At 69.1% G+C, this 7,969-nt stretch carries 8 protein-coding genes; 5 read left to right on the top strand and 3 right to left on the bottom strand.

Going from position 1 to position 7,969, the window contains the following annotated elements; translation table 11 throughout:
* Positions 1 to 140: 140 nt before the first annotated feature.
* Both ACFWIA_RS13775 and ACFWIA_RS13770 read right to left on the bottom strand, forming a co-directional pair.
* Complete coding sequence (locus ACFWIA_RS13775; RefSeq protein ID WP_387003663.1) at positions 141 to 461, bottom strand: PASTA domain-containing protein; 321 nt, start codon at positions 459 to 461, stop codon at positions 141 to 143.
* A 156-nt stretch (positions 462 to 617) separates the two neighbouring features.
* Positions 618 to 1,166: a GNAT family N-acetyltransferase gene (locus ACFWIA_RS13770; RefSeq protein ID WP_387003660.1), complete on the bottom strand. Its 549-nt coding sequence runs from the start codon at positions 1,164 to 1,166 to the stop codon at positions 618 to 620.
* Between the two features lie 100 nt (positions 1,167 to 1,266).
* On the opposite strand from ACFWIA_RS13770, the gene ACFWIA_RS13765 reads away from it, so the two are divergent.
* Positions 1,267 to 2,550 carry a geranylgeranyl reductase family protein gene (locus ACFWIA_RS13765; protein WP_387003657.1) on the top strand — a complete coding sequence of 428 codons (1,284 nt, stop codon included), beginning with the start codon at positions 1,267 to 1,269 and terminating at the stop codon, positions 2,548 to 2,550.
* A gap of 347 nt (positions 2,551 to 2,897) precedes the next feature.
* Here ACFWIA_RS13765 and ACFWIA_RS13760 read toward each other — a convergent pair whose 3' ends face one another.
* The gene (locus ACFWIA_RS13760; protein WP_387003654.1) at positions 2,898 to 3,821 is read right to left on the bottom strand and encodes a C40 family peptidase; all 924 of its coding nucleotides are present in this window, start codon (positions 3,819 to 3,821) and stop codon (positions 2,898 to 2,900) included.
* 1,103 nt (positions 3,822 to 4,924) lie between these two features.
* Here ACFWIA_RS13760 and ACFWIA_RS13755 point away from each other — a divergent pair.
* From ACFWIA_RS13755 to ACFWIA_RS13740, 4 genes are read left to right on the top strand one after another with little or no spacing between them, the layout of a single operon-like run.
* Positions 4,925 to 5,284 (top strand): NADH-quinone oxidoreductase subunit A, encoded by a 360-nt coding sequence (locus ACFWIA_RS13755; protein WP_073792966.1) that lies wholly within the window; start codon positions 4,925 to 4,927, stop codon positions 5,282 to 5,284.
* 35 nt (positions 5,285 to 5,319) lie between these two features.
* Entirely contained in the window at positions 5,320 to 5,874 is a 555-nt protein-coding gene (locus ACFWIA_RS13750) for an NADH-quinone oxidoreductase subunit B family protein (RefSeq protein WP_351248288.1), read from the top strand.
* A complete protein-coding gene (locus ACFWIA_RS13745; RefSeq protein ID WP_387003649.1) occupies positions 5,871 to 6,605 on the top strand; it encodes an NADH-quinone oxidoreductase subunit C in 735 nt (244 codons plus the stop codon). Before ACFWIA_RS13750 ends, ACFWIA_RS13745 begins: the two co-directional genes overlap by 4 nt.
* Positions 6,605 to 7,927 carry an NADH-quinone oxidoreductase subunit D gene (locus tag ACFWIA_RS13740; RefSeq protein ID WP_387003646.1) on the top strand — a complete coding sequence of 441 codons (1,323 nt, stop codon included), beginning with the start codon at positions 6,605 to 6,607 and terminating at the stop codon, positions 7,925 to 7,927. The genes ACFWIA_RS13745 and ACFWIA_RS13740 overlap by 1 nt, the downstream gene beginning before the upstream one ends.
* Positions 7,928 to 7,969 lie beyond the last annotated feature (42 nt).

Here is a 7,969-nt window from a genome sequence, read left to right as displayed (position 1 = left end):
GGCGGGTCGCACCGGATAGGGGCGCGGGGAACTGCGCAATCCTCCAGCGCACGCGGACTGGACCGCGCACGAGCACCGGAGCGCACCGGATCAGGCACCGCGCAGCGCATCGCACAGGTCAAACGCAACCCACGCGGAGCCTACGTCCCGCAGGGCGACCGCTCCCGACCCACCCCGTCCGGCTCGGGCCCAGGCCGCCGCGGCTCCCGCACGCCCGAGCCGCCGTCCCCCTCCCCGGGCCCCAGGTCGAACCACACGGTGACCGTGGCCCCCCGCGGCACCTCGACCCCGGGCGCGGGGTACTGCCGCACCACGTAATCGACGACGGCGTGCCGCAGATCGGGCCGATCGGGCGCGCTGAGCAGCACTCCGTGCGCCTGCGCGGCGGCCTTCGCGTCCACGGCCATCAGCCCGACGAGCCGGGGGACCCGTACGTCATGTGTTCTGGGTGCAAAGCGCACAAACTCACCCCCAGTGGTACCGAAAAGGGTAGCTCCGACACCGGCCCGCCCGGAAGCGCCGCGACCCCGCGTACGCGGAGCGTGATGCCCGCCCTACGGGAGCGTGCTCATCAGGGCGCGCCCCCGGCACCCTCCGCACGCCCCCGTTTCCGGGCCCTACAGGTCCAGTCGGAAGCAGTACGCCAGGCGTCCGCCCGGAGTGGCGAACTCCTCGGCCCGCTCCATGCCCAGCCGTTCGGTGACCGCGAGCGAGCGGGCGTTCTCGGAGTCCACCATCGCCACCACGTGGCGCACCCCGGCGCCGCGCACCGCGTCGAGCCCGGCGAGCGCCGCCGCGGTCGCGTACCCGCGCCCCCAGTGCTCCCGCCCCAGTCGCCAGCCGATCTCCATCTCGCCCACCGGCCCCCAGTCCCGCGGCCAGGGCTGCGCGCCGGTGAACCCGAGCACCTCACCGCCAACGCCACCGGTCACCGTCCAGAGGCAGAAGCCGAGTTCCGCGTGGTGACGCCGTTGCCTGGCGGTCAACTCCTCGTACGCGGACGGCTCCGCCGACGTCCCGCCGAGGAACCGCATCACCTCCGGGTCGTCGAACACCCGGTGCCAATGGTGGGCGTCCTCATGGGTGGGCACCCGCAGACCCACCACGGGGAGCGGCACGGCGGACGGCGCGACGGACGGGACGGCGGGGCGTACGGGTTGACTCACTGGGCGGCCCTTCGGCTGGCTAGTCGGTTCCGCCTCTTAGACTGCACGTGTCCCGTGCCGGTCGGCACGTAGAAATCCACGTCCTTGGGGAGAACCCGCCGTGACCGAGCCGCTCTCCGAACACCGCGCAGATGTGATCGTCGTCGGGGCCGGACCGGCCGGCTCGACGACCGCGTACTACCTGGCCAAGGCGGGCCTGGACGTACTGCTGCTGGAGAAGACCGCCTTCCCGCGGGAGAAGGTCTGCGGCGACGGCCTCACCCCGCGCGCCACCAAACAGCTCGTCGCGATGGGCATCGACATCTCCGAGGAGGCGGGGTGGCTGCGCAACAAGGGTCTGCGGATCATCAGCGGCGGCACCCGGCTCCAGCTGGATTGGCCGGAACTCGCCAGCTTCCCGGACTACGGACTGGTCCGCAAACGCGACGACTTCGACGAGCAACTCGCCCAGCAGGCCCAGAAGGCGGGTGCTCGGCTCTACGAACGCTGCAACGTCGGCGCACCCATCACCGACCCCCGCACCGGCCGGATCACGGGTGTCGAGGCCAAGCTCGGTGACGAGAAGACGCCCGTCACCTTCCACGCCCCGGTCGTGGTCGCCGCGGACGGCAACTCCACCCGGCTGTCCCTGGCGATGGGGCTGCACCGGCGCGACGACCGTCCGATGGGCGTCGCCGTGCGCACCTACTTCACCTCGCCCCGCCACGACGACGACTACCTGGAGTCCTGGCTGGAGCTGTGGGACCGGCGCGGCCCGGTGGACAAGCTGCTGCCCGGCTACGGCTGGGTCTTCGGCATGGGCGACGGCACGTCCAACGTGGGTCTCGGCGTCCTCAACACCACCGCCTCGTTCAAGGAGCTCGACTGGCGCGAGGTGCTGAAGGCGTGGTGCGCCTCGATGCCCGAGGAGTGGGGCTACACCGAGGAGAACATGACGACCCCGATCCGGGGCGCCGCGCTGCCGATGGCGTTCAACCGCCAACCCCACTACACGCGGGGGCTGCTGCTCGTCGGTGACGCGGGCGGGCTGGTCAACCCGTTCAACGGCGAGGGCATCGCGTACGCCATGGAGTCCGGGCAGATCGCAGCCGAGGTCATCGTCCAGGCCAACGCCCGTACGACGCCCGCGCAACGCGAACTCGCGCTCCAGCGGTACCCGAAGGTCCTCAAGGACACGTACGGCGGCTACTACAACCTCGGTCGCGCCTTCGTGAAGCTGATCGGGAACCCGAAGATCATGAAGCTCGCGAGCGAGCGCGGCCTCACGCATCCGGTGCTGATGCGCTTCACCCTCAAGATGCTCGCCAACCTCACCGACCCCACGGGGGGCGATGCGATGGACCGCATCATCAACGGCCTCACCAAGGTCACCCCCCGCGCCTGAGCGTGCGTGGGCGACCACCCGCGCCCCCTGTCGGTGCGCTGTGCCCGGGGTGCGTTGTCCCGTGGGGGTCCGTCCCGCGTTTGCGCAGTTCCCCGCGCCCCTGAAGGGGCTCTCCTCCCGAGCAGCGCACCCCCGCCGGGATGGGCCCCGAAGGGGGCGCGGGGAACTACAGCGCACCCGCACGGGAGAGCGCCGCGTGCACCCGGGCCGGTCAGCGCACCGTCAGGTGGACGTACCGAAAGGGGCGCGGGGAACCGCGCGGGCAATCCCAGCGCACCCGTGGAACACGAAGGCCGTCACCCGGGGAGGGCGACGGCCTTCGACGTGGTGCGGGAAGCACGAGGTGCTCAGAGCACGCGGATCGCACCGTCGGCGGGGTAGCCCGACAGGTCCTGGATGACGACGCCCTTCGCGGGGTTCGCCGCGTCCAGGTACTGGCCGTTACCGATGTAGACGCCGGTGTGGTACGCCGAGCCGGCACCGCCCCAGTAGAGGATGTCGCCGACCTGGAGGTTCGACGTGCCGACCTGGGTGCCGGCCGTCGACTGCTGCTGCGAGGTGCGCGGCAGGTTGATGTTGGCCTGCTTGAAGGCGGCCTGGACGAGTCCCGAGCAGTCCCAGGAGCTGGGGCCCGTGGCACCCATGACGTAGGCGTCGCCCACCTGCGCCTTGAGGAAGGCGATGACGGCGTTCAGATTGCCGCTGGACGGGGTGGCGGTGCCCTGCTCGTTGCCGCTGGAGGACGAGTTGCCCGAGCCGGAGGAGCCGGAGCCGGAGGAGCTGCCGGAGCCGGCGGAACCGGACGAGCCGCCGGCGGCGGGGGCCGAAGCGGTGGCGAGCTTGGTGCGCTCGTCGGCGGTGCGGGAGGCGCGCTCCTCGGCCTTGCGCTCGGCCTCGGCGGCGGCGCGCTCCTCGGCCTTCTTGGCCTCGGCCTTGCGGACGGCCTCGTCGCGGTCCTTCTTCGCCTGCTTGGCGGCCTTCTCGGTGGCCGCGTCGCGCTCGGCCTCGACCTGCTCCTGCTGTGCCTGGAGCTCGTAGGTCGCGGCGGTGAGCTGGGTGGCGCTCGCCGAACGGGCGACCTGCACGGACAGGTCGGAGGAGAGCGTGGGGAGTTCGATGGTCTCGGTCACGGGCTCGGCGGCGGACGCCGATCCGGCCGAACCGGCCACCGCGAGGGTGCTGAGCACGCCACCGGCCACTCCGGCGCGCAGCTTCGTGGCGTTGCCGCGGCGGGGCTTCCGGTGGCTGGGTATGTGAGCGGTGTGGGACATGCTCCACCGCTATCAGGGGGGCACCGTTACCTTCAAGAAACGTGGCCTGCGCCACAGTTGCGCCACCACTGCCGTGAATCCCGGGCGTGTCGACCTTTATTGACGCCGTAACGGACAATGCGGGCGTTGGTGATCATGCCTGTGATCACACGGTTTCTTGTTTACGTCCGAATTGCCCTGCGCTTACCACTGGTTACGGAGGATGGCCAAGCCCGGTAAGTCGCACAGGGCGTGTCATGTGACGGAGGTCACAGGGGGGTCTCTCGTCGCGCTCGCGGGCGGCTCCCGACGGCTCGATCGCGTCGGCGCCTCCCCTCGTTCCCATCCTCGCACACCGCGGCAGCTCCGTCGCTGTGCGTCGCCGTCACCCTCCGTCGTCACCCGCTGTCGGGGTGTCGTCGTCGGGGGGTGGGCGTCGCGTGGTCGCGGTCGTCACGTCGACCATCCCGAAGGTTCTGATTCAGGTGGATCATCCCGGTCACGTCACTTCTGTGATGGATGTGGCGCGAGGGGTGTTCTGGGGCGGCTGAAGCGTCGCCGCTCGTGAACGGGAGCGCGTAGTGGCGCCCGGCGGGCGGGTGTTCACATCGCGTTCACAGAGCCGGGTCGGAAGGGGGCGGATGTGAACGCGACTCCACTATCAAGGCGTCGCGTCCAGCGCGAATTTGCCTGAACGCTGCATCGCTTGATAGTGCAAACCCCGTTTCACCTGCACCGACGAGCCAACTTGTCACGTCTCGTGACCGCACCGCCGCTTCGCGTACGAAGATCACTGCTCATCCGACTTGATGATCCTTCGCCAGGTGGTGGAGATCACAAAGCTGATCAAGACCCCCGTGTCGCAGATCACAGACCCACAGGCATAGGATGCACCGCAGTTGGGCTTGTGACCTGCTTCACATGAACGCGATCTTGGTAGGCGCTCCGGGAGTGACCTGGGGGGCTTCCCGAGGTGGCAGAGGCTCATGAGGGCTACGGGACGGGAGAGTTCCGCAGGGCTCGTGAGGCGCATGGGGCGGGTGACGGGTTCAAAGCCTCCCCGGCCCCGTGGTCGCGGGGGGACCGCCGAAGCAGTCAATGCCGACTGAGAGGAGCGAGGAGCGGTGAACGCATATGCGCCCATCCTCGTACTGGGAGCCCTCGGGGCAGGCTTTGCGATCTTCTCCGTGGTCATGGCCACGCTTATCGGTCCAAAGCGATACAACCGGGCGAAGCTCGAAGCGTACGAATGCGGTATCGAACCGACACCGACGCCAGCGGGCGGCGGGCGGTTCCCGATCAAGTACTACCTGACGGCGATGCTCTTCATCATCTTCGACATCGAGATCGTCTTCCTGTACCCGTGGGCCGTCAGCTTCGACGCCCTGGGTCTTTTCGGGCTCGTGGAGATGCTGCTCTTCGTGCTCACCGTCTTCGTCGCCTACGCATACGTGTGGCGGCGCGGCGGCCTGGAATGGGACTGAAACCCGCGAGGGACAGAAGGGTCTAGGAGCCACCCATGGGACTCGAAGAGAAACTGCCGAGCGGATTTCTGCTGACCACCGTCGAACAGGCCGCGGGCTGGGTGCGCAAGGCGTCCGTCTTCCCCGCCACCTTCGGCCTCGCGTGCTGCGCGATCGAGATGATGACGACGGGCGCGGGTCGCTACGACCTCGCGCGCTTCGGCATGGAGGTGTTCCGCGGTTCGCCGCGCCAGGCCGACCTGATGATCGTCGCCGGCCGCGTCAGCCAGAAGATGGCGCCCGTGCTGCGTCAGGTCTACGACCAGATGCCGAACCCCAAGTGGGTCATCTCGATGGGCGTTTGCGCGTCCTCGGGCGGCATGTTCAACAACTACGCGATCGTCCAGGGCGTCGACCACGTCGTCCCCGTGGACATCTACCTGCCGGGCTGCCCGCCGCGGCCCGAAATGCTGCTGGACGCGATCCTCAAGCTGCACCAGAAGATCCAGACCTCCAAGCTCGGCGTCAACGCCGAGGAGGCGGCCCGCGAGGCGGAGGAAGCGGCCCTCAAGGCGCTCCCGACCATCGAGATGAAGGGGCTGCTGCGATGAGCGAGGGCAACGGCGTGAATCCCGATCGGGAGCTCAACGCCCAGAACCTGCCGGGGCAGCGCGGCGACCACGGCGAGGAGATCCGCGTCCAGCGCGGCATGTTCGGCGCCGGGGGCACCGGGGACACCTCCGGCTTCGGCGGGCTGGTCCGCTCGGTGCGGCTGCCCGGCGAGTCCTCCCGCCCCTACGGCGGCTGGTTCGACGAGGTCGCCGACGAACTCGAAGGCGCCCTGGAGGAGCAGGGGCTCGTCCCCGAGGAGGCGATCGACAAGACGGTCGTCGACCGGGACGAGTTGACCTTCCACATCGAGCGGGCCTACCTGGTGCGCGTCGCCCAGATCCTGCGCGACGACCCGGCGCTCCGCTTCGAACTGTGCACCGGCGTCAGCGGGGTGCATTACCTCGGGGACCAGGGTCGCGAACTGCACGCCGTCTACCACCTGCGCTCGATCACCCACAACCGGTTGATCCGCCTGGAGGTCTCGGCCCCCGACGCCGACCCGCACATCCCCTCGCTGGTCCGCGTCTACCCCACCAACGACTGGCACGAGCGCGAGGCGTACGACTTCTTCGGCATCGTCTTCGACGGCCATCCCGCGCTCACCCGGATCATGATGCCGGACGACTGGCAGGGCTTCCCGCAGCGCAAGGACTACCCCCTGGGCGGCATCGCCGTCGAGTACAAGGGCGCCCAGATCCCGGCTCCCGACCAGCGGAGGTCGTACTCCTGATGACCACTTCATCTGCCTTCCCGAGGGAAACGACCGAAGGCGCCGTCTACACGGTCACCGGTGGCGACTGGGACGAGATCGTCGAGTCCGCCGCCAAGGCCGACGACGAGCGCATCATCGTCAACATGGGCCCCCAGCACCCCTCCACGCACGGGGTGCTCCGACTGATCCTGGAGATCGACGGGGAGACGGTCACCGAGGCCCGCTGCGGCATCGGCTACCTCCACACCGGCATCGAGAAGAACCTCGAATACCGGACCTGGACCCAGGGCACCACCTTCGTGACCCGCATGGACTACCTGACGCCGTTCTACAACGAGGCGGCGTACTGTCTGGCGGTCGAGAAGCTGCTCGGCATCGAGGACGAGGTCCCCGACCGGGCCACCGTGATCCGGGTGCTCCTGATGGAGCTCAACCGGCTGTCGTCGCACCTGGTCTGCATCGCCACCGGCGGCATGGAACTCGGCGCGACCACCATCATGATCTACGGCTTCCGCGACCGCGAACTCATCCTCGACATCTTCGAACTGATCACCGGCCTCCGGATGAACCACGCGTTCATCCGACCCGGCGGACTCGCCCAGGACCTGCCCCCCGGCACGATCGACCACCTGCGCGACTTCCTCAAGAAGATGAAGAAGAACCTCCCCGAGTACGACAAGCTCGCCACCGGGAACCCCATCTTCAAGGCCCGCATGCAGGACGTCGGTTACCTCGACCTCACCGGCTGCATGGCCCTGGGCGCCACCGGACCCGTACTGCGTTCCGCCGGCCTCCCGCACGACCTGCGCAAGTCCCAGCCGTACTGCGGCTACGAGACGTACGACTTCGAGGTCCCGACCGCCGACACCTGCGACTCCTACGGGCGCTTCCTGGTCCGGCTGGAGGAGATGCGGCAGTCACTGCGGATCGTCGAGCAGTGCATCGACCGGCTGGAGCCGGGCCCGGTCATGGTCGCGGACAAGAAGATCGCCTGGCCCGCCCAACTCGCCCAGGGCCCGGACGGACTCGGCAACTCCCTCGACCACATCAAGAAGATCATGGGCACCTCCATGGAGGCCCTGATCCACCACTTCAAGCTGGTGACCGAGGGCTTCCGGGTCCCCGCCGGCCAGGCGTACACCGCCGTCGAGTCGCCCAAGGGCGAACTCGGCGTGCACGTGGTGTCCGACGGCGGCACCCGCCCCTTCCGGGTCCACTTCCGCGACCCGTCCTTCACCAACCTCCAGGCCATGGCGGCGATGTGCGAAGGCGGCCAGATCGCCGACGTCATCGTCGCCGTCGCGTCCATCGACCCCGTGATGGGAGGCGTCGACCGGTGACCGCCACACCCGCTCACCCCGCACCCCGGGAGGTGGGCCTGG

This window comes from Streptomyces sp. NPDC127068 (assembly GCF_042724695.1).
GTDB lineage: Bacteria > Actinomycetota > Actinomycetes > Streptomycetales > Streptomycetaceae > Streptomyces.
This window is presented reverse-complemented; position numbering and strand designations above follow the sequence as displayed.